The sequence below is a fragment of the Agrobacterium sp. MCAB5 genome (assembly GCF_052114365.1).
GTDB classification, from domain to species: Bacteria; Pseudomonadota; Alphaproteobacteria; order Rhizobiales; family Rhizobiaceae; genus Agrobacterium; species Agrobacterium tumefaciens.
Genome location: NZ_JBFREP010000002.1, coordinates 73,704 through 99,922 on the forward strand (window position 1 = coordinate 73,704; position 26,219 = coordinate 99,922).

Consider the following 26,219-nt stretch of genomic DNA (forward strand, 5'->3'; position numbering starts at 1 on the left):
ACTGCGAGATATCCCCATGAACGATACCGCCCTTCAAAGACCGGCCGCGGCATCCGGCACCGGCTCCGACCTTCAGTCGGAACGCCTGAAATCCGCATGGCTGTTCCTTGCCCCCACGTTTCTGGTACTTGCGATGGTGGCCGGCTGGCCGCTGGTGCGCACCGTCTGGTTCAGCCTCACCGACGCGTCGCTGACCAATCTCGACGGCGCACAATTCGTTGGCTTCAAGAACTACCTCACCTGGATCACGCTCAGCAGCGGCCGCACCATCTATCGCGGCCTGTTGGCTGATCCCGCCTGGTGGGGCGCGGTTCTCAACACGCTGAAATTCACCATCCTTTCGGTCAGCTTCGAAACCGTTCTCGGCCTTATCGTTGCGCTGGTGCTGAACGCGGAATTCAAGGGACGCGGCCTCGTGCGCGCCGCCATCCTCGTTCCATGGGCCATTCCCACCATCGTTTCGGCGCAGATGTGGGCGTGGATGCTGAACGACCAGTTCGGTATCTTGAACGACCTGTTCCTCAATCTCGGGCTGATCTCCCACAAGATCGCATGGACCGCCAATCCGGACACCGCAATGGTCGCCGTTCTTATTGTTGATATCTGGAAGACGACGCCCTTCATGGCGCTGCTCATTCTCGCCGGCCTGCAAATGGTGCCGAAGGACATGTATGAGGCGGCGAAGGTGGACGGTATCCACCCCGTCAAGGTGTTCTTCCGCGTCACCCTGCCAATGATCCGGCCAGCGCTCATGGTTGCCGTCATCTTCCGTATGCTGGATGCGATGCGCGTCTTCGACCTCATCTACATTCTGACGCCGAATAACGCCCAGACCCGCACGATGTCGGTGCTGGCGCGTGAGAACCTGTTCGATTTCGACAAGTTCGCCTATGGCGCAGCCGCTTCCACCATGCTGTTCCTCATCATCGCCTCGATAACAGTCGTTTATATGTGGCTCGGGCGCGTCAACACAGATGGAGCTTCGCGATGACCCTGCCAAGCATCCTGAAAACCACCGCCTTTTATGCGCTGGTCGCCGTCATCATGGTGATTTCGGTATTCCCGTTCTATTACGCGATACTGACCAGCCTGAAATCCGGCTCAGCGCTGTTCCAGGTGAATTACTGGCCGCGTGAATTCTCGTTGACCAATTACAACTTCGTCATCGGCAACGGCACGTTCCTGCGCAATCTCGGCAATTCGCTGTTCGTTGCATCTTCAGTCGTCGTACTGTCGCTGTTCCTTGCGGTAACGGCGTCCTATGCCCTGGCCCGTGTCCGTTTCCGGGGCCGCTCGCTGCTTCTGCTCACCATCCTCTCGGTCTCGATGTTTCCACAGATCGCCGTTCTCGCCGGCCTGTTTGAACTTATCCGCTGGGCTGGCATCTTCAACACGCCGATCGCGCTGATCTTTTCCTACATGATCTTCACCCTGCCCTTCACTGTCTGGGTGCTGACGACATTCATGCGCGACCTGCCGATCGAAATCGAGGAAGCGGCAATCGTCGATGGCGCAACGCCATGGGTCATCATCACCCAGGTCTTCATGCCGCTGATGTGGCCGGCGCTCGTCACCACAGGGCTCCTCGCCTTCATTGCGGCATGGAACGAGTTCCTCTTCGCGCTCACCTTCACCTCATCGAACGAACAGCGCACGGTGCCGGTCGCCATCGCACTTCTTTCGGGCGGTTCGCAGTTTGAAATCCCCTGGGGAACGATCATGGCGGCCTCCGTCATCGTCACCGCCCCGCTCGTCGTCCTCGTTCTTATCTTCCAGCGACGCATCATTTCCGGCCTCACCGCCGGCGGCGTCAAAGGCTAGGAGAAAACTTATGACCACCATTCAACTGCGCAATCTTCGCAAATCCTTTGGCGCCTTCGATGTCATCAAGGGCATCGACATGGACATCCGCTCCGGCGAGTTCATGGTTTTCGTCGGCCCTTCCGGTTGCGGCAAGTCCACGCTGCTACGCCTCATCTGCGGGCTCGAGGAAATCACTGGCGGCACGCTCTCCTTTGACGGAGAAGCCGTCAACCGCCTGCCACCCGCCAAGCGTGGCGTCGCCATGGTCTTCCAGTCCTATGCGCTTTATCCGCATATGACCGTATTCGAAAACATGGCATTCGGCATGAAACTCTCAGGCGCCGACAAGGAGCAGCGCCGCAAGCGTGTAGAGGCGGCAGCGGAAATGCTGCAGCTCACGCCCTATCTGGAACGTCTGCCGAAGCAGCTTTCCGGCGGCCAGCGCCAGCGTGTCGCCATCGGCCGTGCCATCGTGCGTGATCCGAAAGTGTTCCTGTTCGACGAACCGCTCTCCAACCTCGATGCGGCGCTTCGCGTCGCAACCCGTCTCGAAATCGCCAAGCTGCACCGGGAGATGCATGACACGACGATGATCTACGTCACCCACGACCAGGTGGAAGCCATGACGCTTGCCGACCGCATCTGCGTTCTGCGCGATGGCCGCGTCGAACAGATCGGCACGCCGCTCGAGCTTTACGAAAGCCCGGTCAACACCTTCGTTGCCGGCTTCATCGGCTCGCCGAAGATGAACTTCCTTGCCGGCAAATATGCGGAAGTCGAAGGTGCCGCGACCATCGGCATCCGCCCCGAACACCTTGCGATCGGTGCCGGTGAGACCGGCTGGAACGGCGAAATCATCCATTCGGAAATGCTGGGATCGGACAGCTACATCTATGTCGAGATTGGTGCTGGCGAACCCATCGTCGTTCGTGAGGAAGGCGTGACCGACCGCAAGCCGGGAGAAAAAATCGTTCTCGTGCCGGATGCGGCGCAGATCCACCGCTTCGACGCGCAGGGCCAGGCCCTTGCCCGCAATCCCGTGCGCGGCGCCGCCTGAACAGTTAACTTTCGCCGGATCACCCAAGCTTCCGGCCTTCACCAAGGAGCAAGAAAATGACCATCAACACCGTTGTATGGGGCGAAAATATCCACGAACACATCAACGAGACGGTGCGTTCGATCTACCCTGATGGTATGCACAACACCATCGCCGATGCGCTGAATACCAACCCTGAGATCAGCGCCACCACCGCCACGCTTCAGGAACCGGAACACGGCCTTTCGCAGGAGCGTCTGGACAAGACCGACGTTCTGGTCTGGTGGGGCCACAAGGACCACGGTGCGGTTCAGGATGAAATCGTCGAGCGCGTTGCCAAGCGTGTCTGGGAAGGCATGGGCCTCATCGTCCTGCATTCCGGCCACTTCTCCAAGCCTTTCAAGCGACTGATGGGTACGCCCTGCGCGCTTAAATGGCGTGAGGCGGGCGAACGCGAACGCCTGTGGACGATCAATCCGCGCCACCCGATCGCAGCCGGCCTGCCCGAGCATTTCGAGCTGGAAAACGAAGAGATGTATGGCGAGCAGTTCTCTGTGCCGGAGCCGCTGGAAACCGTCTTCATCTCTTGGTTCCAGGGCGGCGAAGTCTTCCGTTCTGGCCTCACCTGGCGCCGTGGCGCAGGCAACATCTTCTATTTCCGCCCCGGTCACGAGACTTATCCGACCTATCACGACGCCAATGTACAGAAGGTCATCAGCAATTCGGTGAAATGGGCCTATAATCCGGTCGGCGCGCTGAAAAGCATTCATGACGCCCCCAACGTTCCCGTCGACAAGGCGCTGGAGCCTATCGAAGAACGCGGCCCCAAGCTGCACAAGGCAGGCGAAGCAGGTTACAGGTAAACAGCCATGAGACTTCTCATTCTCGGAACCGGCGGCATGGCTAACAACCATGCCACATATTTCTCGCAAATCCCCGGCGTCGAACTGGTGGCTGCGGTGGATGTGGATGATGTGGTTGTGCGGGGCTTTGCGCTTCGCCACAACATTCCACTCTCCTTTACCTCGCTGGATGACGCGATTGCCTGGGGCGAGTTCGACGCGGCGGCAAACGTCACGCCGGATGCCATCCACCACCCGACCAGCCTCAAGCTTCTGGCGGCGGGCAAACATGTTTTCTGCGAAAAGCCGCTGGCGGAAAACTACGCCAAGGCCGCCGAAATGGCCGATGCCGCAGAAAAAGCAGGCCTTGTTGCCATGGTCAACCTCACTTATCGCAATGTCGCCCCCTTGCAGGCGGCACGCGAAATGGTGCTGGCCGGCAAGATCGGCAAGGTGCGCCATCTGGAAGCCTCCTATCTCCAGAGCTGGCTCGTTTCCAAGGCCTGGGGAGACTGGATGACGGAGAGCAAGTGGCTCTGGCGGCTTTCCACCAAGCACGGCTCAAACGGTGTTCTGGGTGATGTCGGCATCCACATTCTCGACTTCGCCTCCTATGGCGCGGGCAGCGATGTGGAGCGGATCTTCACGCGCCTGAAGACGTTCGACAAATATGAAGGCAACAAGATCGGCGCCTACGATCTCGACGCCAATGACAGCTTCACCATGACCGCCGAGTTGGAAAACGGCGCCATGGGCGTCATTCACGCCAGCCGCTGGGCAACGGGCCATCTCAACGAACTGCGCCTGCGCATCCACGGCGACAAGGGTGCGCTGGAGGTGATCCACACGCCTGACTATTCCAGCCTGCGAGCCTGCATCGGCGACGATGTGGAAAAGGCGATCTGGAAGACAATCGATGTCGACCCGGTGCCGACGAATTACGAAAAATTCGCCAAGGCCGTCATGGAAGGCGGCATTGCTGACCCGGACTTCCGCCACGCCGCGAATTTGCAGAAGGTGCTTGATCTCTCGATCATCGCCGACCGCGAACGGCGGGAGCTGGCCGTCTCTGCTTGAATTGCAAGGGCGCGGCGGCGTAAGCCGCCGCTTCCAATACTGCAGCGTGTACCGTTATCTCCCGTCACCCCGAATCTAGCGCTGCATGACGGAGGTACTACCTCAAACGCCTCGCCTATTCCCCCACAAGAGCACATGCAACTGCGGTAGCACCCGGGCGGAAAACCAACGGTCTTCGCTGACCTTGTCCACCAACCACAACATGCGATCCATGATTCCATCGATATCCACACGCGCGTCGTCGTCATCCGGCGGCGGCGGGGTGTGGTTGCCGGGCTGGAGGTAAATCGGCAAATGCGGGAAACGGGCTGATGCAGCCTTGGCATAAGCATAGTCCGCATCGTCAAACACCACGATCTTCAGCGCCACCTGCGGTCCATCGCCGGCGGCGGCAAGACAGTCTTCAAAGGCCCGCCAGTCGGTTTCCATGCCGCTCGATGGTGGCTTCGGGCTCAGCACCAGATGATCGAGATCGCCAAACCAGTCTTTTGCGATGCTGCCCTGCGTTTCCAGCGCGAACCTATAGCCCTCGCCCTGCCCCTTCGCGATTAGTTGCCCAAGGGGCTGGATGGCGGGATTGCCGCCCGAAAGCGACACCGTCAGCGGCACACCGCCGGAAAGCCGTCGCACCTCCTGCCAGATCGCCTCGACGGACATCGGTTTCCATGTGTCGCGATACTCGCTGTCGACGGCATGCAGCGTATCGCACCAGGAGCAGCGGTAATCGCAGCCGCCAGTGCGAACGAAAACGGTAGGCAGACCAATCAGCAAACCCTCGCCCTGAATGGTCGGGCCGAAGATTTCGCTGATGCGGATCGCTGTTTCCTTCGCTGCAACTTTCTGTGCAGCCGCCGTCATGGCCGGTATTCCGCCCAGGTCTTGGCGGTTTCGCTCACTCGCACGGCGCTGGTCTCTGGCAGGCTCGTCTTGCACCAATCGTAAAAGTGCTTCGCCAGACATTCCGCGGTGACCCGGTCATGGCCGAGAACGTCGTTCAGGTGGCGATGATCGAAATGATCGTCGATGTAGCGCTTCAGCGGCGCGAGTTCGTGGTAATCACGCACGAAACCGTGCTCGTTCAGCTCTTCGCCTGATAGTTCGACCTCAACGATGTAATTATGCCCGTGCAGGCGGGCGCACTGATGGTCGGCGGGCAGGCTTTTCAGTTGGTGAGAGGCGGAGAAATGGAACTCCTTGGTGATGCGAAACATCAACGCACCTCCTGTGCCGTATAAGCATGGGTGGCCGCCACCCAGAAATCCGGGTCCTCATAGTCCGTCGGATCGGTAACACCTGCCAGATGGAAGGCCTCGCGCCGCTCCACGCAGGTGCCGCAACGTCCACAATGGCGAGAGCCGCCCTTGTAACAGGACCAGGTTTCGCCAAATGGGGTGCCGTATTTCACCGCGTCAGTCACAATCGCCGCTTTGGAGACGGTGACATAGGGCGCAAACAAGGTGACGTCTGCGTAGCCTTCCAGCGCATGCGCCTGCATGGCATTAAAGCTGTCGATGAAGCCCGGCCGGCAATCGGGATAGATAAAATGGTCGCCGCCATGCACGGCGATCGCCACCGCATCCGCCTGCTGGGCGGCGGCAAGGCCGAAGGCGATGGTCAGCATGATGGCGTTGCGGTTCGGCACCACCGTGGAGCGCATGGTCTCTTCCGCATAATGTCCGTCCGGCACTTCGATATCGTCCGTCAGCGCGGAACCGGTGAGGTGCGCGCCGATGGTTGTGATGTCGATGACATGATGCGGCACGCCGAGACGTTTTGCGCAGTCGGCTGCGAAATCCAGCTCCTTCTTGTGGCGCTGGCCGTAATCGAAGGAGACAAGAGCGAGAAGTTCATGTTCCGCCGCGATTTTGTGCGCAAGCGAAACGGAGTCCAATCCGCCGGAGCAGATGACGATGGTTTTCATACGTTGGGATCCCTTGTTTTGACCGGGTGGGCTGCGACCGGATTACGGGGGCGGCTTTAAACCAAAGCGAAGCGATTGTGAAGGGCTTTGCGGAAATAGCGGAAATTCCACGCAATCCACGAAATTGCCCCGCCGCAGCAACAAGACGAAACAATCGCGACATAAGCGGGAAACCGGCTTGATCTAGAACGGATTAAACGTTGCAGTTCTTGAAGGGTGTTGCCGATGACGTCCGGTTCTATGTTCCTCTTTTCGCTAAGCGATCTCAGCTCCATCGGCTCTGGCATTTTGATGGCGTTGGCAGGCACGCTTTATGTCACCCTTACCATTCGTGGGCTGATGGCCACCGTGCGTCATGGATAAGGCACTCGGCAACAGGCGCCCAGGGCTCAGGCGCAATCTTGCAGTCTTACTTTTCGTGGCCTCCGCGACGCTCGTCGCCACGATAGGGATCGCCCCGTTCGTTTTCCTGATCTGGATGGTCACGACCGTCGCACGATGGCTTGGTTTTTTCATTGGCTTTTGAGACACGAAGCTCGCCATGATGCGGCGGAGCGGTGGGAGCCCGGCAAAACGGCAGTGCGCCGGGCTCTTTTTTTCGATAAACCGGGCTCAGCGCAGCAGCGCCTGCGCCTCCTCGATGCCAAGTGCTGCCGGCTGCGTGCAGGTTGTGGTCATCTCGATGAAGCGGCCTTCTTCCCCGGATTTGAGGATGGAGGTCATCACGTCTATACCGTGCAGGGAGCGATCCAGCGAGCAGCGGGCATCGCGGCCTTCAAGGATAGCAATCGCCATATCGGCCAGGCCTGCCGTGCGATAATTGGCGCGCGGGCCATTCGGGCTTTCCTGGTTGGCCATGCCGAAGGGATGCGCCCAGTCTTCCAGCGGCTGGATATTTTTGTCGCGTCCGCTCGCCTCCACCACACCGCCGAAGAAGTTGGGGTCCGGCACGTAGATCGATCCTTCCGTACCGTAAAGTTCCATATTGGCGTGGCGATGCGACCACACATCCCAGCTGGCCGAAAGTGTGATCGTTGCTCCGTTCACGAATTCCAGAAGCGCATGGATGTTGGTAGGCGTTTCAACCGGGATGATCTCGCCGTTCAGCGGCTGGCTGGTCACCGTTCGGGTGGGGTTGGCCATTGATGTCAGTGCGCCAACGCGCTTGACCGGGCCGATGAGGTTGATGAGGTTCGCCACATAATAGGGGCCAAGATCGAGGATCGGCCCGCCCCCCTTCAGGAAGAAGAAGCCCGGATTGGGGTGCCACATCTCCATGCCGGGGCTCATCACATGGCAGGTGCCGGAGGTGATGCGTCCTACCTTGCCCTCGTCGATATATTGCCGGGCAAGCTGATGCGCGCCGCCAAGGAAAGTATCAGGCGCGCAGCCAACGGAAAGGTTCTTCTCGCGGGCGATGCGCCGCAACTCCTCGCCTTCCTCCAGCGAAAGCACCAGCGGCTTTTCCGAATAGACGTGTTTACCCGCCTCGAGTGCCGCTTTCGACACGGGAAAATGCGCGGCGGGAATGGTGAGGTTCACCACCACGTCGATGTCCTTGTTGGCGAGGAGTTCCTCGATCGACTGCGCCGTGACACCAAATTCTTCTGCCCTCAGTTCCGCCGCATTGCGGTTAAGGTCGGCGCAGGCCAGCACCTTGATGCCCTTGAAGAGCGGTGCCAGCGAAAAGTAAGCAGACGAGATGTTGCCGCACCCGATGATGCCGACGCCCAGTTCCCTTTGCATGATGAAAACTCCGGATTGATGCTCAATAGGTTTTGAAGGATGCGATGGAGCGAGTGATCAGCCGATCGATATCCTTGGGATTGTCGTGTTCGACCACGAAATGTTTCGTGGCGGATTTTGCCCTCAGTGCTGCCACGAGGGCCTTCCAGTCCACCGTGCCGTGGCCGACATCCGCCCAGCCGTCCTCATCCGTATTTTCGCCTGATGGTGCGATGTCCTTCACGTGCACGGCGGTAATGCGCTTGCCGTAGCTTTCGATCCAGGCGAGCGGATCGGCATTGCCTCTGATAATCCAGGCGATATCCGCTTCCCATTTCAGGTCCGGTCCGCCGGCAAAAATCTGCTCCTGCGGGGTGGAGCCGTCCGGGAGCACCTTGAACTCGAAATCGTGGTTGTGCCAGCCGAAGGTCAGCCCGGCATCCACGAATGGCTTACCCGCTTCCTGCAGGCGCTTGCCGAAGGCGAACCAACCAGCCGCGTCCGCCGGGCGCTGGTCGGGCATCAGGTAAGGGCAATAAATCGCTTCCACGCCCAGAACCTTGGCGATGTTCAGAGCCTTTTTCGGATCACCCTCGAGAAGGTCGAGGCCGAAATGGCCGGTCGGCATGGCAAGACCATTGGCATCGAGTTCGGAGCGCAAGCTGTTCAGCCCGGCGTCATCAAGCGAGGCGTACATGGCGCCGTAACCTTCGACCTGTTTGTAACCAGCCGCCGAAAGCTTCTTCAAAATATTGGAAAACGGCTGGAAATTGCGGGCGCTGTAAAGCTGGAAACCGAGTTCTGTCATTATCTCCTCCATAGAGATGTGGGTGCTTGGGATGGTGTTGGGGGTAAAACGGGGCCCTTCCTAAAGCCGCTCTTCGCTCTGTGCGTCGAACAGCGAGGCCATGGTGAGGTCTAGGCCGAGGCGAACCCGGGTGCCCGGCGCAAACCGCCTGTGGCCGCCAACGCGCACGGACAGGGTATGACCGGCATGTTTGAGCCAGATCAGATTGTCGGCGCCCATCGGCTCCTCGATGTCAACGATCGCCTCATGCACCTCGCCGCTGACGATGTCGGCATCGACGCGCACATGTTCGGGACGCACACCGAGAACCACGGCACGACCGGCGACAAGCGGCGCCTCCGGCTGATAACCATCCAGTGAGAAGGTGACGCCGTTGGTGGTGAAGACCACCTTGCCGTCCTTCTCGATCAATTCGCCACGCAGGAAATTCATCGAGGGCGAACCGATGAAGCCCGCGACGAAGAGGTTCCTTGGCTTGTTGTAGATAGTGACGGGATCGGCAAGCTGCTGGATGACGCCGCTTTTCATAATGGCGATACGATCAGCCAGCGTCAGCGCCTCGATCTGATCATGCGTCACGTAGATCATGGTGTTTTTCAGCGCCTGGTGCAGCCGTTTGATCTCGACGCGCAGTTCCGAGCGCAGCTTGGCATCGAGGTTGGAAAGCGGTTCATCGAACAGGAACACATCCACATCGCGCACCAGCGCCCGGCCGATCGCCACGCGCTGGCGCTGGCCGCCGGAAAGCTCGGCGGGCTTGCGCTTCAGGAGTGGTTCGATCTGCAATATGCCCGCCGCCCTTTTGACGCGCCGGTCGATTTCCTCTTTCGGAACCTTGGCGACCTGAAGGCCGAAGGAGAGGTTCTTCTCCACCGTCATCTGCGGATAGAGCGCATAGGACTGGAACACCATGCCGATGCCACGATCCTTCGGCTCCTCCCAGGTAACGTTGCGGTCCTTGATGAAGATTTGCCCGTCGGTTGGCTCCAGAAGGCCCGCGATGCAATTGAGAAGTGTCGACTTGCCGCAGCCGGAAGAGCCGAGCAGCACGAGGAACTCGCCGTCGTAAATATCGAGATTGAGGTCTTTCAGGACGGTAACGGCACCGAAGGACAGGGAAAGATCGCGAATGGAAACGCTTTTGTTCATATAACTCAACCTTTTACTGCGCCTGCGGCGATGCCACGGACGAAAAGCCTGCCGGAGACGAAATAAACGATCAACGGCACGGCCCCGGTGAGAAGGGTTGCAGCCATGTTGACGTTGTATTCCTTCACGCCCTGCACGGAGTTGACGATATTATTGAGCTGCACCGTCATCGGGTAATATTCCGGCCGCGTGAACACGACACCGAACAGGAAGTCGTTCCAGATGCCGGTGACCTGCAGGATCATCGCCACGACAAAGATCGGCAGCGACATGGGCAGCATGATGCGAAAATAGATCTGCCAGAAATTGGCTCCATCAATACGTGCCGCCTTGAACAATTCCTCCGGCAGCGACGCAAAATAGTTGCGGAAGAGCAGCGTCAGGATCGGCATGCCGAAAATCGTGTGCACGATCACGAGGCCGGTCAGCGTGCCATAAATGCCCAATTCGCGCAGCACGATGACGATCGGGTAGATCATTACCTGATAGGGGATGAAGGCGCCGATGATGAGGATCGAGAAGAACAGTTCCGAACCCTTGAACTTCCAGTTCGCGATAGCGTAACCGCTGACGGAAGCCACGATGATCGAGATCACGACCGACGGTATGAGGATGCGTACCGAGTTCCAGAAGCCGCGTGAAAGCCCGTCGCAGTTCAGCCCGGTGCAGGCATTCGCCCAGGCTTTCACCCAGGGTTCGAAGGTGATTTCCACCGGCGGCGCGAAAATGTTGCCGAGCCGTATTTCCGGCATGCCCTTCAGAGAGGTGACGACCATCACGTAAAGCGGCAGCAGGTAATAGGCGGCAGCGACAAACAGCGTGCCATAGAGAATGATGTTGCGGCGGGAAAACGTTTTTTTCGGCTTCTTGCCGCGGGGACCGGAAAGGTCCGTGGCAACCGCATCGGTTGCGGCGGCGACCGTGTTCAATGTGCTGATATTAGCCACGTTTCTTGCCTCCGAATTCGAGGTACGCCCATGGAATGACGATAATGGCGACGGTCAGGAGCATCATGGTGGAGGCGGCAAAGCCCTGCCCCAGGTTCTGCGCCTGGAACATGTAGTCATAGACATATTTCGCCGGCACTTCGGATGCGATGCCCGGTCCGCCACTGGTCTGCGCCACCACCAGATCGTACACCTTGACGATGCCGCTCGCGATAATGACGAGCGTGGTGATGAAGACCGGCCGCATCATGGGAATGATGATGAGGATATAGGTCTTCCACATCGGAATGCCGTCGACGCGCGTCGCCTTCCAGATATCCTCGTCTATGCCGCGAAGACCGGCCAGCATCAGGCACATGACGAGCCCCGTGCCCTGCCAGAGCGCCGCGATCAGGATTCCGTAGATAACGATCTCGGAATTATAAAGCGGATCGAAGGTGAAGCTTTCCCACCCCATCGAGCGGACCACGGACTGAATGCCGAATTCCGGGTTCAACAGCCATTGCCAGACAAGGCCGGTTACGATGAACGACAGAGCAAAGGGATAAAGGAAGATGGTGCGGAAGGTGTTCTCGAAACGGATCTTCTGATCCATCAGCGCCGCCAGCACGAAGCCGATCACCAGACTGAAGATCAGCGACAGAATGCCGTAGATCGCCAGATTCTGGATGGAAATGATCCAGCGCGGCGCGGCCCACAACCGCTCATACTGGTCGAAACCGATGAAGCTTGCACGTGGCAGAAGCTTGGAATTGGTGAATGAATAAATCACCGTCCAGACCGTTCCGCCGAGAAAAATCACGACGGCGGTCAATATCATGGGAATGGAAGCAATCTTCGAATTGAGATTGCGGAAAAGCTGGTTGGGGCGGCCGGAGCGCGCTAGACCCGCCATGGATGACCCTCCTGTAACGTTGCCGTTGATAGCCAGGCAAGGTCTCAAAGACCTTGCCCCAATCCTCCGGGCTTGCGCGTTTACGCATCCCGCAGGGAGCTTGCGGCGGATGGATGCCACCCGCCGCACAAGAGGTTGCGGTTAGTCAGCGGAACCGATGATGCCGGCGAAGCGCTTCTGTGCATCTTCTGCAGTCATCGCGCTGGCAAAAAACTCTGCCATCAGGTCTTCTTTCTGCTTCTGCGTATCAGCAGAAATCAGCTGGTCTGTGCTGGTCAGCGCATTGCCCTTGGCCAGAATTTCCAGACCCTTCTTCATGCAATCATTGGCCGCATTGAGGTCGACGTCGCCACGAATCGGCAGCGAGCCTTTCTTAAGGTTGAAAGCCACCTGCGTTTTAGGATCGACGATGGTTACAGCCAGAACGTCCTGCGCCTTGGACTTTGCTTCATCCTTCAGCAGCGGGAAATAAAAGGCGTCGCCGCCGGTGGTGAGATAGTCGTTAAGGCCGAGACCCGGCAGGCAAGTGTAGTCGGTACCCGCCTTCTGGTTGGCAAGCTGGAACTCGCCCTGCGCCCAGTCACCCATGATCTGGCCGCCAGCCTTGCCTGTTATGACCATGTTGGTGGCCTGGTTCCAGTCCTGAACATTGGTGCCCTTGGCCATGTCGCGGGCCTCGACGGCGGCCGCAAAAATCTTGGCCATGTCGGGACCGGCCGCAGCTTCGGCATCCTTGTCGCCATAGACCTTCTGATAAAGATCCTTGCCGCCGATCGAAAGCGTCAACGTGTCGAACAGGCCATTGGCCTGCCATGCCTGACCGCCGAGCGCGAGCGGCTGGATACCGGCTTTTTTCAGTGCCGGTGCTGCGGCAGCAAATTCAGTCCAGTTCTTGGGAACTTCGACGCCCGCTTTCTTGAACGCTTCGTTGGAAAGCCACAGCCATTGCCAGGAATGGATGTTGACCGGCGCGCAATAGATCTTGCCGTCGATGGTGCAGCTGTCGAGCAGGCTTGCCGGCTTTATGACGTCTTTCCACTTGCCCTTTTCGGCAACGTCGGTCAGGTCGCGCATCAGGCCGGCCTGCACCAGCTCTTCCGCCTGTCTGCCATGGTTGAACTGGGTGGCACCCATCGGGTCGCCGCCGGTGATACGGCTGATCATGATCGGACGGGCGGTGCCGCCCGAACCGGCAATAGCGCCGTCTACCCACTTGTTGCCTGTGGCATCAAAAGCCTTGGCAAGTTCGGCAACGGCAGCGGCTTCACCGCCCGATGTCCACCAATGGGTAACTTCAAGATCGGTAGCCCCAGCGACACCCGCCGGAATCATAACACTGGCCAAAAAGGCCGCAGAAATAAAGCGCATTCGCATGAGTCTCCTCCCTCACTGAAACGTTGCAGTTGGAACGTAAGCGAAGATTTTTGATTAGGCAACCGCTTAAAAATGAATCTCGCCGCAGCTCGCCGCGCTGTTTCGAGCCGATACAAAACGTGCCGAACGGCTAGATTTTGTTGAGAAAGAAGATTGGGAAATTGAAAGGATGCCGAATGGCGCGACAAAGACTGCGCACCGGTAATCTGCAGGCAACGTAGTATCTTCATAGTCTCCCGACTTTGGCGTCGGTTCCTGCGCACAGAGTGCCAAGCCCGCATGGACGGGCAAACATAAGGTGAGCGATCGTGAAACGTTGGCACATTCTTTTGATGATCGGTCTGGCGGGCGTGTTATCGCTTTTGCTCGCGCCGTTCGAACGACTGGCGTCGGGACAGGATCTTTCTTTCACGATACGGGTTGTGATGCTCGTCCAGCCGGCAGTCCTGATCATTGCTGCGGTGGCGACGGGTCAAGCGCTCGCCGGCAAACTCGGGCTCGGCACTCCGCTGATCGATGCCTGGCTGAAAGGAACCGGGTTCGGGCCAGTCTTGCGCAGGCAAGCCCCAGCAGCTTTGCTGACGGGTCTTATCGTCGGCCTGTTGATGGTCGCTTATTCGTCTGTGATCCTGCCTGCCTTCACCGATACGGCAACCATGGAAAAAATGGCGGCGTTTGAAGTCCCACTTGTCACCCGGCTTCTCTATGGCGGCATAACGGAGGAGCTGCTGACCCGATGGGGCTTGATGGCATTATTCGCATGGGCGCTCTGGCGAATAGTGGGCAAGGGGCAAGTCCAGCCGGTCATGATGTGGACTGCCATTGTCATCGCAGCGGCCCTTTTTGCCTTGGGCCACCTGCCCTTTCTGTTTGCCATTACCGTTCATCCGCAACCATTGCTGATTGTCTGTGTCATGCTCGGCAATTTTATCCCCGGACTGATGTTCGGGTGGCTGTTCTGGCGTCGCGGGCTGGAAGCAGCGATGCTTTCCCACGCTTTCGCCCACTGCGTGAATGCAACTGTCGCCTGACCCGTCGAACCGACAGATAAGTCAGGGGTTTATCATCCCGGCCTCGCCGGCCGGGATAAAATGCCGCTTCGGTGCGGGCAGCAGTCCTAATGCCTCTTATAATCATCCTCGATGCGGATGACGTCGTCTTCGCCAAGATAGGCGCCGGTCTGGATTTCGACCAACTCAAGTGGAATCTGCCCCTCATTGGCAAGCCGGTGCGGTTGACCAATCGGGATATAGACGGACTGGTTTTCCGTCAGCAGCCGGGTTTCGTCGCCAATCGTTACGGTTGCCGTGCCCTTGACGATGATCCAGTGCTCCGAGCGGTGATAGTGTTTCTGGAACGAGATGCGGTGGCCAGGATCAACCGTGATGTGGCCCACGCGGTAGCGCTCGTCCACATACATATGTTCGATGTAACCCCATGGACGATACACTCGCCTGTGCGCTTGCGTCCGCGGCGCGTGTTCGCCATCCTTCAGTGTCTCCACCAGGCCCTTCACGTCCTGCACCCGGTTTTTCGGCACCACCAGAACCGCATCCTTGGTGGCCACCACCACCAGATCCTTTGCCCCCACCACGGTCGTCAGCAATTGCGTGGAATGGATCAGGCAGCCCTCGGAATCGATGAAGACGCCGTCGCCCTCGAGCGCATTGTCGTTGCCGTGCTTGTCGGCGATTTCCCAGATCGCGTCCCAGCTGCCGATATCCGACCAGCGGAAATGGCCGTGCACCACCGCCATGCGCTTGGTCTTCTCGATCACCGCATAGTCGATGGAGTTTTTCGGCGAGGCTTCGAAGCTCGCCTGATGCAGGCGCACGAAGCCAAGGTCGCTTTCATATTGTTCGACCGACTGCGTTACTGCCGCAAGAATCTCTGGCGCGAATGCCTTGAGTTCGGCAATCATCACGTCGGAACGAAACAGGAAGTTGCCGGAGTTCCAGAGATACCCCTTCTCCAGATAGGAGATTGCCGTCTTCACATCCGGTTTTTCCACGAATGCCTCGACGATGCTCAGGTCAGCCTCACCATCAATTGCTTCACCAGGCTTGATGTAGCCGTAAGAGGTGCGCGGCTCGGTTGGCACCAGACCGAAAACGACGATATTGCCCTGATCGGCGGCCTTGGCGCCAAGCCTCACGGACTCTGAAAATTTGTCGGCATCCAGCACCACATGGTCGGCGGCGAGCGCCAGCACCAGGCATCCCGGCTCCCGGCGCTCGGCCAGCACGGCGGCAGCGGCCATGGCGGCGGCACTGTCGCGGCGGGCGGGTTCGAGAACCACCGTCGCCGGAAGATCGATCTCCTCAGCCTGGCGGCGGGCGAAGAAGCGGAAATCCTCGTTGGTGATCACCAGCGGCTCGGCATAAAGCGCCTTGTCGGCCACGCGCGTCAGTGTCTGCTGATAGGTCGAAAGATTGCCGACCAGCGGCTGGAACTGCTTGGGCAACTGATCGCGCGATACCGGCCAAAGCCGTGATCCCGCCCCACCAGCAAGAAGAACCGGCGTGATCTTTCGAGATTGTTCCGTCACAATAAAAACCTTTCCAACTTTAAAAAATTCCCGGCGGGCCGGACAATATACATATTTACCAATGCTGCCATCATCGATTCACGGGCGGATAAGCGCAAGCTCATAAGTTCGCCTTGTGAAAGCTTGGTGAATGTCGGACCCGTTTTGCTAACGCAACCCACAGGGTGAGGTTCCGCGCAAAGGTAGTTCAGTGGCTTTGACAGGCCGCAAAGAAAAACCCGGGCGAATGGCCCGGATTTCCGTTTTCAGAGCGATGACCTGTCAGGATCAGTTCGGCAGCGCGTAAGCGATCACGTAGTCGCCACGGTCAGGAGACTGACGTGCACCGCCGGCCGAGATGACGACATATTGCTTGCCTGTCTTCGGAGACTTGTAGCTCATCGGGCCGCCCTGGCTGCCGACAGGAAGGCGGGCCTTCCAGACTTCCTTGCCGGTCGCCGTATCGAAGGCGCGCAGATAATAATCCTGGGTGCCGGCGATAAAGACGAGACCGCCCTGGGTGGCAAGCGTTCCGCCGAGCGTAGGCATGCCGATCGGGATCGGCAGACCCATCTTGATGCCAAGCGGACCGGTATCCTCAACGGTGCCGACAGGAACCTGCCACTTGATCTGCTGCGTCTTCATGTCGATCGCAGTCATCGAGCCATAGGGCGGAGCCTGGCAGGGAATGCCAAGAGCAGACAGGAAACGGTTCTTGTTCACCGCATAGGGCGTGCCCTTCATGGGAACGACGCCCATGCCGGTATTGACGCTTTCGCCGCCGCTTGCCGTTGCCTTGGTGGGAGCAGCTTCCTTCATCTCAATCCACAGGCCGAGGCGCATATCGTTGATGAAGATTGTGTTGGTCGTCGGGTCAGTCGAGATGCCGCCCCAGTTCATGCCGCCGAGCGAGCCCGGGAAGGCGAGGGAGAGGTCCGTGCCCGGCGCCGTATAGAGGCCTTCATAACGCATGCCCTTGAAAGCGATACGGCACAGAAGCTGATCGAAAGGGGTGGCACCCCACATATCGGCTTCCGTCAGCGTCTGCGCGCCGATTTGCGGCATGCCCACCGAACGCGGCTGCGTTGGTGCATATGGCTCGTTCGGAATGTTGCCGGCCTTGACCGGAACGTCTTCCACCTTGGTCAGCGGCTGGCCAGTCGCCCGGTCCAGCACATAGATCTGACCGGCCTTGGTGCCGAAGACCAGAGCCGGAACGGTCGTTCCATCAGCCTTCGGGAAATCGATGAAGCTCGGCTGCATCGGCACGTCGAAGTCCCATAGGTCGTTATGAACCGTCTGGTAGACCCACTTTTCGCGGCCGGTCGTGGCATCGAGCGCCAGCATGGAAGCGCCGTATTTATGATCGAGCGGTGTGCGCGTCGCGCCATAAAGATCGACCGAGGGGCTGCCCACCGGCATGAAGACCGTGTTCAGCTCCGGATCGTAGGACATGGATGCCCAGACGTTCGGCGTGGAACGGGTGTAGGTCTGGCCCTCGGGCGGCAGTTTGGTGATTTCAGGGTTGCCGGGATCGAAAGCCCAGCGAAGCTCACCCGTCACCACGTCGAAACCGCGCATCACGCCGCCAGGCATATCCACCTGTACGTTGTCAGCGATACGTCCGCCGACCACGACGGTGGTGCCGGCCAGTGTGGGGGCCGATGTCAGCACATATTGCGGGTCCGGCGCATCACCAAGACCGATCTTCAGATCGACGCGGCCATTGGTGCCGAAATCCGGGCAAAACGCGCCGGTGTCGGCATCGAGCGCGATGAGTTCCGCGTTGATGGTGTTCATGAGAATGCGGCGCTGGCAAAGCGCGCCGTCGGCTACGATCGCCGGGGTGACAGGCGTTGCGCCCGGAGCGGTCGGCTGCTTCAGCGGCGCCTTGGCATCGAAATAGGCGAGACCACGGCAACGCATCCAGACGGTGGATTTGGCGTTGATTTCGGTCTTCCACTTCTGCGCGCCGGTATCGGCGTCGAGCGCGATGACATTGTTGTGCGGTGTGCACACAAACACGGTGTCGCCGACCTGAAGCGGCGTTTCCTGATCTTCCGCACCGTTCGCGCCGGGGCTGATCGGGATGTCGCCGGTCCGATAGGTCCATGCCACCTCAAGGTTCTTGACGTTATCGCGGTTGATTTCGTCAAGCGCAACAAAGCGGCTGCCGCCCGCCGTATTGCCGTAATGTTCCCAGTTCTTCTGCTCTTTTTCCGGCGTTACCGGCGTCAGTGCAGCAACCTCACCCTTGAAGGCGACGGTCGGATGCGGCACGAACATGCCGGCAAAACCGGCAGCGGACGCGATGGCCAGAACGCCAGCAAGGGCAAAGGAAGCGCCGTAAGCGGGCGTCTTGCCAGCCGCGCGCCGCAGCAGCGGATAGGAGAGCGCAACCACCGTGGCGCCCACGCCCAACGCCAGCAGGCGGGAGATGAGCGGCCAGAAGTGCAGTCCGGCTTCCCACACTGCCCAAACACCGCTAACGATGAAGACAAGGCCGAACAGAAGCGCGCCGGCAGGCTTGCGCAGGAGAATAAGCAAGCCGGAGACGATCAGCGCGATACCCGCCAAGACGAAATAGAGGCTGCCGCCGAGTGTTGCGAGCTGCCCGCCGCCAATGGCGAAGAACAGTCCCGCAGCGACAATGACAGCGCCGAGCACGAAGAGCCATAATCTGGCTGCAAGCGACGTTGAGGTTGCTGGTTTACTCATGAAATTAAATATCCGGTTAGGAGAGCCGCCGCGAAGGCTGACGCCCTATGATCTTTCAATGCCCGGCCCAGGCCAGACAGTCCGCCGCACTTACGGCTGAGCGAAGATGCGCTGAAGGCGACGAGGCGAAATGGGGAACAATGGTGGGGGAGACTTCCGTGGTGACTGTCATTTTGACCCATTCACTGCAGTTTATCGCCGGCCCCAATGGACGGCGGACAATGTGCTCGAACAAATCCTCCCAAGTTCGTATCGCAGAGGCCCGCATGCGGGCACTGGGCGACCGAAACCTCGGTGCGGTATAACGTCGCCTGCGACAAGATGACAATGCGCAAGACGGGCATTTTTGATAAGCTGCGCTTATACCATATCAACACCTACAACACAAAGACCTCTCCGCCGATGGATATTCGCCAGCTCGCCATTTTTGTGGAAGCCGCAAGGGCCAAAAATTTCCGCGCGGCCGCTTTGCAGCTGGGCATCGCCCAACCGGCCGTAACGCAGCGTATCCGGCAACTGGAAGAGAATCTGGGCTTCAAGCTTTTCCTCCGTGTCAACCGTGGTGTGGAACTTACGCCGGCTGGGCAGTCGATGCTGCTCGATGCGGAGGAAATTCTTGCCCGCACCAAGGGCGCGCTGGAAAAGGCACACCAGATCAGGCGCGGCCAGCTCGGCACGCTGCGCATCGGCTTCGGCACCAGCGTGATGGCGGAACGAAAATTGCCGGCGCTGATCACCCGCTATGGCAACGACCACAGGGAGGTGACGCTTGAACTCCTGCCCGGCATGACGATGGAACAATTGATCGAGCAGGTGGCGACGCGCAAGACAGACGTCGCTTTCATTCGCGCACCCCTGCCCCAATTGCCGCAGAGCTTGCGGGCCATGCCCTTCGACCGCTCCAAACTGTGCGTCGCCCTGCCGGAGCGCCATCCGCTCGCCTCCCGCCCCAGAGTTTCGGTTGGCGATATCGTGCAGGAAAAACTGCTGCTGCCGGTGGACGAGATCGGCCTGGGGCTCAGCAGCAGCGCGCTTTCCCTTTTCGAGGATGCAGGCTGTGAGCCGGAAATCGGCATGCGCATCGCCAACGTCAACACCATCCTTGCCCTCGTGGAAGCTGGCGCAGGAATTTCCATTCTGCCGGAAAGCACCGTGCGCTCCACAAGGGGCATCACAGGTGTGCCGCTCGAAAGCGCCGATGCCTGGTCAGATAGCGTGCTGGTCGTCAGACGCGGTCCGCTTGCCCTCCACGTGGAGGCCTTCGTGAATATGGTACGGCAGGCCTACCAGTCCCACCTATAATGCCGACAATACGCACTTAATCGATTGAATCGGCCACAAATTTCGCCACGGCTAAATTTGCTGCACTGAACAACATTCAACGCTTGGCACGCGCGCGAAAAATACAATAACAACGACGGATATTTTTGCACTGTTATCGACACGAAAGCACACTCAGCCCATGTCCGACACGACGAAGCCCGCCAGCCCCAGAACATCGGTTACAGATCAGGAAGCACTGGATTTCCACGCGCAAGGCAGACCGGGGAAACTGGAAATCACCCCGACCAAGCCGATGGCGACTCAGCGGGATCTGTCGCTTGCCTATTCGCCTGGAGTGGCCGTGCCGGTGAAAGCCATCGCCGAAAATCCGGCGACCGCTTACGATTATACGACACGCGGCAACATGGTGGCAGTGATCTCCAACGGCACGGCGATCCTCGGTCTCGGCAATCTCGGTGCGCTCGCCTCCAAGCCTGTCATGGAAGGCAAGTCCGTTCTGTTCAAGCGCTTTGCGGATGTGGATTCCATCGATCTCGAGGTTGATACCGAAGACGCCGACGAATTCATCAATTGCGTGCGTTACCTTGGCCCCTCTTTCGGCGGCATCAATCTGGAAGACATCAAGGCGCCGGAATGTTTCATCATCGAAAGCCGCCTGCGCGAGCTGATGGACATTCCCGTTTTCCATGACGACCAGCACGGAACCGCCATCATCGCCGCCGCCGGTCTCATCAACGCCATCGAACTGACAGGCCGAGACTTCAAGACGACGAAGCTCGTCTGTAACGGCGCAGGTGCTGCTGCCATCGCCTGCATGGACCTCATCAAGGCCATGGGTTTCAACCCCGAAAACATCACGCTTTGCGACACCAAGGGCGTGATCTACCAGGGACGCACCGAAGGCATGAACCAGTGGAAATCCGCCCATGCGGTAAAGACTGACAACCGCACGCTGACTGAGGCCATGAAGGGCGCGGATGTCGTCTTCGGCCTGTCGCAGAAGGGTGCCTTCACCGAAGAGATGATCCGCTCAATGGCGCCAAAGCCGATCATTTTCGCAATGGCCAACCCTGACCCGGAAATCACCCCGGAAGAAGTCGCCCGCATCCGCGATGACGCCATCATGGCGACCGGGCGTTCGGATTATCCGAACCAGGTCAACAACGTCCTCGGGTTTCCCTATATCTTCCGCGGCGCGCTCGATGTCCGTGCAAGCCAGATCAACGACGCAATGAAGATTGCCGCGGCACAGGCGCTGGCCGATCTTGCCCGCGAGGATGTGCCGGATGATGTGGCCGCCGCCTATCAGGGCAACCGCCCGCGCTTCGGATCGCAATATATCATTCCCGTTCCCTTCGATCCGCGCCTGATCTCGGCAATTCCGGTGGCCGTGGCCAAGGCCGCCATCGAAACCGGCGTCGCTCGCCGCGAACTGCCCGATCTCGATGCCTATGCCCGCGAGCTTTCCGCCCGTCGCGACCCCATGGCGTCGACCACGCAGCGCCTTTACGAGCGTGTGCGCCGCTCTCCGAAGCGGGTCGTTTTCGCCGAAGCGGAAGAAGAACAGGTGATGCGCGCAGCGATCTCGTTTACCGCGCAGGGGCTTGGCTCCGCCATCCTGCTCGGCCGTGACGACATCATCAAGGCCAATGCAGAGCGTGCCGGCATCGATCTCGACCGCGCCAATATAGAGATCACCAATGCCCGCCTTTCCAGCCGCGTCGATGCCTATGTCGATTATCTCTATGCGCGGTTGCAGCGAGGCGGCTTCCTGCTGCGCGACGTGCAGCGCCTGATCCACAACGACCGTAACCATTTCGCCGCCTGCATGGTGGCGATGGGCGATGCGGACGCCGTAGTCACCGGCGTTACCCGCAACTATTCCACGGCGCTCGAGGATATCCGCCGCTGCATCAACACCAAACCCGGCCACCGTGTCATCGGCGTTTCGCTGGTCGTGTCGCGCAACCGAACGGTCTTCGTGGCAGATACCGCCGTGCACGACATGCCGTCTGCCGAAGACCTTGCCGATATCGCCGAAGAAGCAGCCGGTCTCGCCCGCCGTTTCGGCTACGAACCGCGTGTAGCGATGCTCGCCTATTCCACCTTCGGCCAGCCGGTTGGCGAACGCTCCGACAAGGTGCGCGAAGCGGTGAAAATCCTCGACAAGCGCAACGTCAATTTTGAGGTCGACGGGGAAATGTCGGCCGATGTGGCGCTGAACCATCATCGCATGCAGAGCCAGTATCCCTTTGCCCGCCTTTCCGGTGCGGCCAACGTGCTGGTCATGCCAGCCATCCATTCCGCCTCGATCTCCACCAAGATGCTACAGGAACTGGGCGGCGCGACCGTCATCGGCCCGCTTCTCGTCGGCCTCGACAAATCGGTGCAGATCACCTCGATGGGTGCCAAGGACAGCGACATCGTCAATATGGCGGCGATCGCGGCCTATAACGCCGGTCGGTAACGATATGGGAGCGCTCTTCGGGAGAAGGGCGCTCAAAATGCCCAAGCATAGCCAGCATATCCTCGCCTCGTGGCGAGGATATGCCAAAGCGCCGAACCCCGGCACCGTAAGAACAAGATTCTACGATTTCAAATTATTAGGTTATTTTTTCTCACCAGAGAACTTATTGGAACACGATTTTATTTATACGATTTTTTGCGCAACGCCAATTCTCGCTCTCGACGGACGCCTCATGTAGTTTCCACCCACAACCAAAAGGAAATACCCATGGCCCTCTCCTTCTCCAGATTTGCCGCAAAACTCATCGCCGGAACCGTCGTCATCGCTTCGATGGCCACCGCCGCTCACGCGGATGCGACGCTCGACCGTATCAAGGGTCGCGGCAAGCTCACCGTCGGCGTCATCCTGTCCGGCGCGCCTTTCGGCTTCATCGATCCGAAGACGCAGGAGCAGAAGGGCCTCAACATCGACGTCGCCAAGGCGCTGGCCGCCGGTCTCGGTGTGGAGCTGGTGACCGAAACCGTGACCCCGCCCAACCGCGTGCAGTTCCTGCAGCAGGGCAAGGTCGATATTCTGATCGCCAACATGCAGTACACGGAAGAGCGCGCCAAAACGCTCGATTACGTGCCCACCCCCTATGACCGCCAGGGCGGCGCAGCCATTGGTCGAAAGGACTCGGGCATCAAGGACTGGCCGGACCTGAAGGGCAAGATTGCCTGCGTATCGCAGGGCTCCAACTACACCCAGCCGCTGATCGAGCAATATGGCGCGCAGGTAAAGGCGTTGCCGAGCCAGCCGGAATCGCTGCTCGCGCTGAAGGGCGGCAATTGCGATGTCTCCGTGCACGTCAACGGCACGCTGAGCCTAATGCTTCAGGACCGCGCCGATGAGTGGAAGGATTACGGCATCCTGATCCCCACCGACCTTATCCCTTCTGACTCAGTCATCTGGCTGCGCAAGGGCGAGGCCGACACGCAGGCTGCGCTCGACAAGATCGTCAAGGAGCTGCACGCTTCCGGCAAAATGATCGAATTCGCGAAGGCCAACCGCCTGCCGAGCATCGGCTTCATGGAAGAGCAGAAGACGAAGCTCTCCGCGGCGCAGTAAAGGCTGGGCAATCCCGCTTGCTTCGTCACCCCGGACCTGGTCCGGGGGACCGGCATGTCGTAGGGGCATCTGCCATCACGGAGATTTCCCCTCACCACTGAGAACGGCCGGTTTCGCCCGCCGTTCTTTTCTGCTTTATAGCAAGACAGGTCATTCTGGCACCGCCTGCCGGGCGGCAGCCGCGACAACAGCATGGATATCCGATGCAGGATGGATTTACAGCGCGTTTCATAGAGTTGGCCGCGCATATAGGCCTCAACTATGACTTTCTGAACAGCGGCTACGAGGTTCAGATCTGGCTCGACGGCATGAAGATGACGCTCATCCTCGTCGCCGTCACCCTGCCGCTCAGCCTCGTTTTCGGCTTCATTTTCGCCGCCATGCTCACGTCAGGCAAAGGCTGGCTCGCCGGTCCGGTGCGCGCCTATGTGGAACTGACGCGCAACACGCCGACGCTGGTGCAGCTGATGTGTGGTTTCCTTGTGCTCAACATGTTGATTTCAAACGCGCTCGGCGGTGCGCAGAACAATCCGCTCACCCCGTTCTTCTGGGTCGTCGCCATCACCGGCCTGCACGTTGCCGCTTTCCACGCGGAAGCCTTGCGCGGCGGTATCGAGGCGGTGCCGGCTACCACCATCGAGGCGGCACGCGCCATCGGTTTCAGCTCATTCGAGATTTTACGTTACGTGGAATTTCCGCTGGCAATTCGCACGGCACTTCCTTCCATCATCAACAATCTCATCAATCTGGTGAAGCTCACCACCGTCGGCTCGGCGATTGCGGTCGGTGAAATCACCTATGCCTCGATCCTGATCTGGACGCAGCGCGACAATGTGGTCGAACTGATGCTGGTGATCCTCATCTTTTTCAGTGTCATCAATTTCATCGTCGCAAGGGCGGGCCTGTGGCTTGAGCGGCGTCTTGCGGTTCCGGGGTTCGGTCAATGAGCGCGGTGGTCTCTCCAACACAGGCGGCGAAGAAGCTGCCTTTCGGCACCATTCTTCTGTGCGGCGTGCTGGTTGCTGTCGTGCTGTGGCTGGTTCTCGATCCCTCGCTCGGACAGGTGCTGCTGGAATGGCTGCCCTATCTCGGCAAGGGTTTTGCCATGAATGTGCTGATCAGCATCCTGGCGATTGCCATCGGCACCATCATCGGCGTCGTGCTAGGCATCATGGAGCTTGCACCCTATCGCCTCGTGCGGGCGCCGGCGCTCACCTACGTGCAAATCTTCCGCAACGCCCCGCATCTGGTGCTGATTTTCGCCGCGACCTACATCTTCCCCTTCGAGATCGTCGCCTTCGGCAACTACATTCCGTTTCCAGACTGGATCAAGGCCGTGGTCGGGCTTGCGATTCCGGCCAGCGCCCACATCGCCGAAATCACCCGGGGCGCCATCCAGTCCATTCCCACCGCACAATGGGAAGCGGCGCAGGGCCTCGGGTTTTCGCGCAACCAGACGCTGCGCTGGATCATCCTGCCGCAATGCGTGAAGCGCTCGCTGCCGCCGTGGATGAACCTTTACGCCTCCATCACCATGGGCACGGCGCTTGCCTCGCTGGTGGGCGTGCATGAGCTTCTCCACGCCGCAACCGATGCCAGCACCGCCGTGCAGCGCAACGATTTCACCGTCGTGGTCTATCTCACCGTCCTGATGGCGTTCTTCCTGTTCTGCTATCCCGTGTCCCGTTTCACGCAGCGCCTTGAACGGCGCTTCGCTTCCCGCTGATTGGAATACACCATGTCCGCATCCGCCCCCCAAACCGCCGCCAAAGCTCTGGTTGAACTGGAAGGCGTGCACCTGTCTTTCGGCGACAATCAAGTGCTCAAAGGCATTGATCTCACCGTCAACAAGGGCGACGCCGTCTCCATCATCGGCCCTTCCGGCTCGGGCAAATCCACGATCCTGCGCTGCATCAACGGCCTGCTCATTCCGCAATCTGGCAAGATCACCGTGGGGGGCACCCGCGTCGATCAGCTGAAAACGGAAGCTGAGCGCATAACGCTGCGCAAGCGCATCGGCATCGTCTTCCAGCAGTTCAACCTCTTCCCGCATCTGACTGTCATGGAAAATATCACCATCGCGCCGATTAAAATCCTCGGCACGCCGAAGGCGGAAGCCGAGCGTCATGCCCGCGAATTGCTGGAAAAAGTCCGCCTGTCGCAGAAGGTGGATGCCTATCCCGGTCAGCTGTCCGGCGGCCAGCAGCAGCGTGTGGCCATTGCCCGCGCGCTTGCCATGCGGCCTGAACTGGTACTGTTCGACGAAGTTACCTCCGCACTTGATCCGGAAACCGTGGGCGAAGTGCTCGCCGTCATCCGCGATCTCGTCAATGACGGCATGACCAGCATTCTCGTGACCCATGAAATGCGCTTCGCCGAGGAAATCAGCGACAATATCGTCTTCACGGAAAACGGCCTGATCGTTGATCAGGGCACGCCGGAGCACATCTTCTACAAGTCGACCAATCCGCGTATCAACGCCTTCGTAAAGGGTCTCGGCGGACAGGTGGCACGGGTCGCCGACGGCGAAGGGATCTGA

At 59.3% G+C, this 26,219-nt stretch carries 24 protein-coding genes; 13 read left to right on the forward strand and 11 right to left on the reverse strand.

From position 1 onward, the window contains the following. Window positions 1-16: 16 nt before the first annotated feature. From AB4Z23_RS05120 to AB4Z23_RS05140, 5 genes are read left to right on the forward strand one after another with little or no spacing between them, the layout of a single operon-like run. Entirely contained in the window at window positions 17-991 is a 975-nt protein-coding gene (locus AB4Z23_RS05120) for a carbohydrate ABC transporter permease (RefSeq protein ID WP_003510926.1), read from the forward strand. Beyond that, the gene (locus AB4Z23_RS05125; RefSeq protein ID WP_112192073.1) at window positions 988-1,821 is read left to right on the forward strand and encodes a carbohydrate ABC transporter permease; all 834 of its coding nucleotides are present in this window, start codon (window positions 988-990) and stop codon (window positions 1,819-1,821) included. Before AB4Z23_RS05120 ends, AB4Z23_RS05125 begins: the two co-directional genes overlap by 4 nt. 10 nt (window positions 1,822-1,831) lie before the next feature. Next, window positions 1,832-2,860 (forward strand): ABC transporter ATP-binding protein, encoded by a 1,029-nt coding sequence (locus AB4Z23_RS05130; protein WP_013761592.1) that lies wholly within the window; start codon window positions 1,832-1,834, stop codon window positions 2,858-2,860. Window positions 2,861-2,916: 56 nt separating this feature from the next. Continuing rightward, window positions 2,917-3,702 carry a ThuA domain-containing protein gene (locus tag AB4Z23_RS05135; RefSeq protein ID WP_003510932.1) on the forward strand — a complete coding sequence of 262 codons (786 nt, stop codon included), beginning with the start codon at window positions 2,917-2,919 and terminating at the stop codon, window positions 3,700-3,702. 6 nt (window positions 3,703-3,708) lie between these two features. Next, window positions 3,709-4,758, forward strand: coding sequence for a Gfo/Idh/MocA family protein (locus AB4Z23_RS05140; protein WP_003510934.1), 1,050 nt, complete (start codon window positions 3,709-3,711; stop codon window positions 4,756-4,758). 102 nt (window positions 4,759-4,860) lie between these two features. On the opposite strand, the gene queE is transcribed toward AB4Z23_RS05140, so the two are convergent. The 3 genes from queE to queC are packed head-to-tail and all read right to left on the reverse strand — an operon-like array spanning window position 4,861 to window position 6,679. Further along, complete coding sequence (gene queE, locus AB4Z23_RS05145) at window positions 4,861-5,616, reverse strand: 7-carboxy-7-deazaguanine synthase QueE (RefSeq protein WP_112192074.1); 756 nt, start codon at window positions 5,614-5,616, stop codon at window positions 4,861-4,863. Beyond that, the gene (gene queD, locus AB4Z23_RS05150; RefSeq protein WP_003510937.1) at window positions 5,613-5,969 is read right to left on the reverse strand and encodes a 6-carboxytetrahydropterin synthase QueD; all 357 of its coding nucleotides are present in this window, start codon (window positions 5,967-5,969) and stop codon (window positions 5,613-5,615) included. The genes queE and queD overlap by 4 nt, the downstream gene beginning before the upstream one ends. After that, window positions 5,969-6,679, reverse strand: coding sequence for a 7-cyano-7-deazaguanine synthase QueC (queC, locus tag AB4Z23_RS05155; protein WP_112192075.1), 711 nt, complete (start codon window positions 6,677-6,679; stop codon window positions 5,969-5,971). The genes queD and queC overlap by 1 nt, the downstream gene beginning before the upstream one ends. A gap of 225 nt (window positions 6,680-6,904) precedes the next feature. Here queC and AB4Z23_RS05160 point away from each other — a divergent pair, with 225 nt between their 5' ends. Further along, complete coding sequence (locus tag AB4Z23_RS05160) at window positions 6,905-7,042, forward strand: hypothetical protein (RefSeq protein WP_174060881.1); 138 nt, start codon at window positions 6,905-6,907, stop codon at window positions 7,040-7,042. Between the two features lie 249 nt (window positions 7,043-7,291). Here AB4Z23_RS05160 and AB4Z23_RS05165 read toward each other — a convergent pair whose 3' ends face one another. The 6 genes from AB4Z23_RS05165 to AB4Z23_RS05190 all read right to left on the reverse strand — a co-directional run bounded on the left by AB4Z23_RS05165 (window position 7,292) and on the right by AB4Z23_RS05190 (window position 13,577). Further along, the gene (locus tag AB4Z23_RS05165; RefSeq protein ID WP_113291568.1) at window positions 7,292-8,425 is read right to left on the reverse strand and encodes a Gfo/Idh/MocA family protein; all 1,134 of its coding nucleotides are present in this window, start codon (window positions 8,423-8,425) and stop codon (window positions 7,292-7,294) included. A 22-nt stretch (window positions 8,426-8,447) separates the two neighbouring features. Continuing rightward, window positions 8,448-9,212 carry a sugar phosphate isomerase/epimerase family protein gene (locus AB4Z23_RS05170; protein WP_013761597.1) on the reverse strand — a complete coding sequence of 255 codons (765 nt, stop codon included), beginning with the start codon at window positions 9,210-9,212 and terminating at the stop codon, window positions 8,448-8,450. 60 nt (window positions 9,213-9,272) lie between these two features. Further along, on the reverse strand, window positions 9,273-10,361 hold the full coding sequence (locus AB4Z23_RS05175; RefSeq protein WP_003510949.1) for an ABC transporter ATP-binding protein: 1,089 nt from the start codon (window positions 10,359-10,361) through the stop codon (window positions 9,273-9,275). Window positions 10,362-10,366: 5 nt separating this feature from the next. Beyond that, window positions 10,367-11,308 (reverse strand): carbohydrate ABC transporter permease, encoded by a 942-nt coding sequence (locus tag AB4Z23_RS05180; RefSeq protein ID WP_003510950.1) that lies wholly within the window; start codon window positions 11,306-11,308, stop codon window positions 10,367-10,369. After that, on the reverse strand, window positions 11,301-12,203 hold the full coding sequence (locus tag AB4Z23_RS05185; RefSeq protein ID WP_003510951.1) for a carbohydrate ABC transporter permease: 903 nt from the start codon (window positions 12,201-12,203) through the stop codon (window positions 11,301-11,303). Before AB4Z23_RS05185 ends, AB4Z23_RS05180 begins: the two co-directional genes overlap by 8 nt. A 141-nt stretch (window positions 12,204-12,344) precedes the next feature. After that, entirely contained in the window at window positions 12,345-13,577 is a 1,233-nt protein-coding gene (locus AB4Z23_RS05190) for an ABC transporter substrate-binding protein (RefSeq protein WP_441360016.1), read from the reverse strand. Between the two features lie 332 nt (window positions 13,578-13,909). Here AB4Z23_RS05190 and AB4Z23_RS05195 point away from each other — a divergent pair, with 332 nt between their 5' ends. After that, window positions 13,910-14,608: a CPBP family intramembrane glutamic endopeptidase gene (locus AB4Z23_RS05195; RefSeq protein WP_236759152.1), complete on the forward strand. Its 699-nt coding sequence runs from the start codon at window positions 13,910-13,912 to the stop codon at window positions 14,606-14,608. Between the two features lie 86 nt (window positions 14,609-14,694). On the opposite strand, the gene AB4Z23_RS05200 is transcribed toward AB4Z23_RS05195, so the two are convergent. Together AB4Z23_RS05200 and AB4Z23_RS05205 are read right to left on the reverse strand one after the other, a co-directional pair. Next, window positions 14,695-16,125, reverse strand: coding sequence for a mannose-1-phosphate guanylyltransferase/mannose-6-phosphate isomerase (locus AB4Z23_RS05200; protein ID WP_025595636.1), 1,431 nt, complete (start codon window positions 16,123-16,125; stop codon window positions 14,695-14,697). 267 nt (window positions 16,126-16,392) lie between these two features. Further along, on the reverse strand, window positions 16,393-18,822 hold the full coding sequence (locus AB4Z23_RS05205; RefSeq protein WP_111795337.1) for a glucose/quinate/shikimate family membrane-bound PQQ-dependent dehydrogenase: 2,430 nt from the start codon (window positions 18,820-18,822) through the stop codon (window positions 16,393-16,395). A 327-nt stretch (window positions 18,823-19,149) separates the two neighbouring features. Between AB4Z23_RS05205 and AB4Z23_RS05210 the strand changes: the two genes are divergently transcribed. From AB4Z23_RS05210 to AB4Z23_RS05235, 6 genes are all read left to right on the forward strand, one after another. Beyond that, complete coding sequence (locus AB4Z23_RS05210; protein WP_025595631.1) at window positions 19,150-20,124, forward strand: LysR family transcriptional regulator; 975 nt, start codon at window positions 19,150-19,152, stop codon at window positions 20,122-20,124. A 160-nt stretch (window positions 20,125-20,284) separates the two neighbouring features. Then, the gene (locus tag AB4Z23_RS05215; RefSeq protein ID WP_441360017.1) at window positions 20,285-22,573 is read left to right on the forward strand and encodes an NADP-dependent malic enzyme; all 2,289 of its coding nucleotides are present in this window, start codon (window positions 20,285-20,287) and stop codon (window positions 22,571-22,573) included. A gap of 267 nt (window positions 22,574-22,840) precedes the next feature. Next, window positions 22,841-23,680 carry a transporter substrate-binding domain-containing protein gene (locus tag AB4Z23_RS05220; RefSeq protein WP_003510963.1) on the forward strand — a complete coding sequence of 280 codons (840 nt, stop codon included), beginning with the start codon at window positions 22,841-22,843 and terminating at the stop codon, window positions 23,678-23,680. A 203-nt stretch (window positions 23,681-23,883) separates the two neighbouring features. Continuing rightward, entirely contained in the window at window positions 23,884-24,627 is a 744-nt protein-coding gene (locus tag AB4Z23_RS05225; protein ID WP_003510965.1) for an amino acid ABC transporter permease, read from the forward strand. Continuing rightward, complete coding sequence (locus tag AB4Z23_RS05230; RefSeq protein WP_013761604.1) at window positions 24,624-25,406, forward strand: amino acid ABC transporter permease; 783 nt, start codon at window positions 24,624-24,626, stop codon at window positions 25,404-25,406. Before AB4Z23_RS05225 ends, AB4Z23_RS05230 begins: the two co-directional genes overlap by 4 nt. A 12-nt stretch (window positions 25,407-25,418) precedes the next feature. Beyond that, the gene (locus AB4Z23_RS05235; RefSeq protein ID WP_013761605.1) at window positions 25,419-26,219 is read left to right on the forward strand and encodes an amino acid ABC transporter ATP-binding protein; all 801 of its coding nucleotides are present in this window, start codon (window positions 25,419-25,421) and stop codon (window positions 26,217-26,219) included.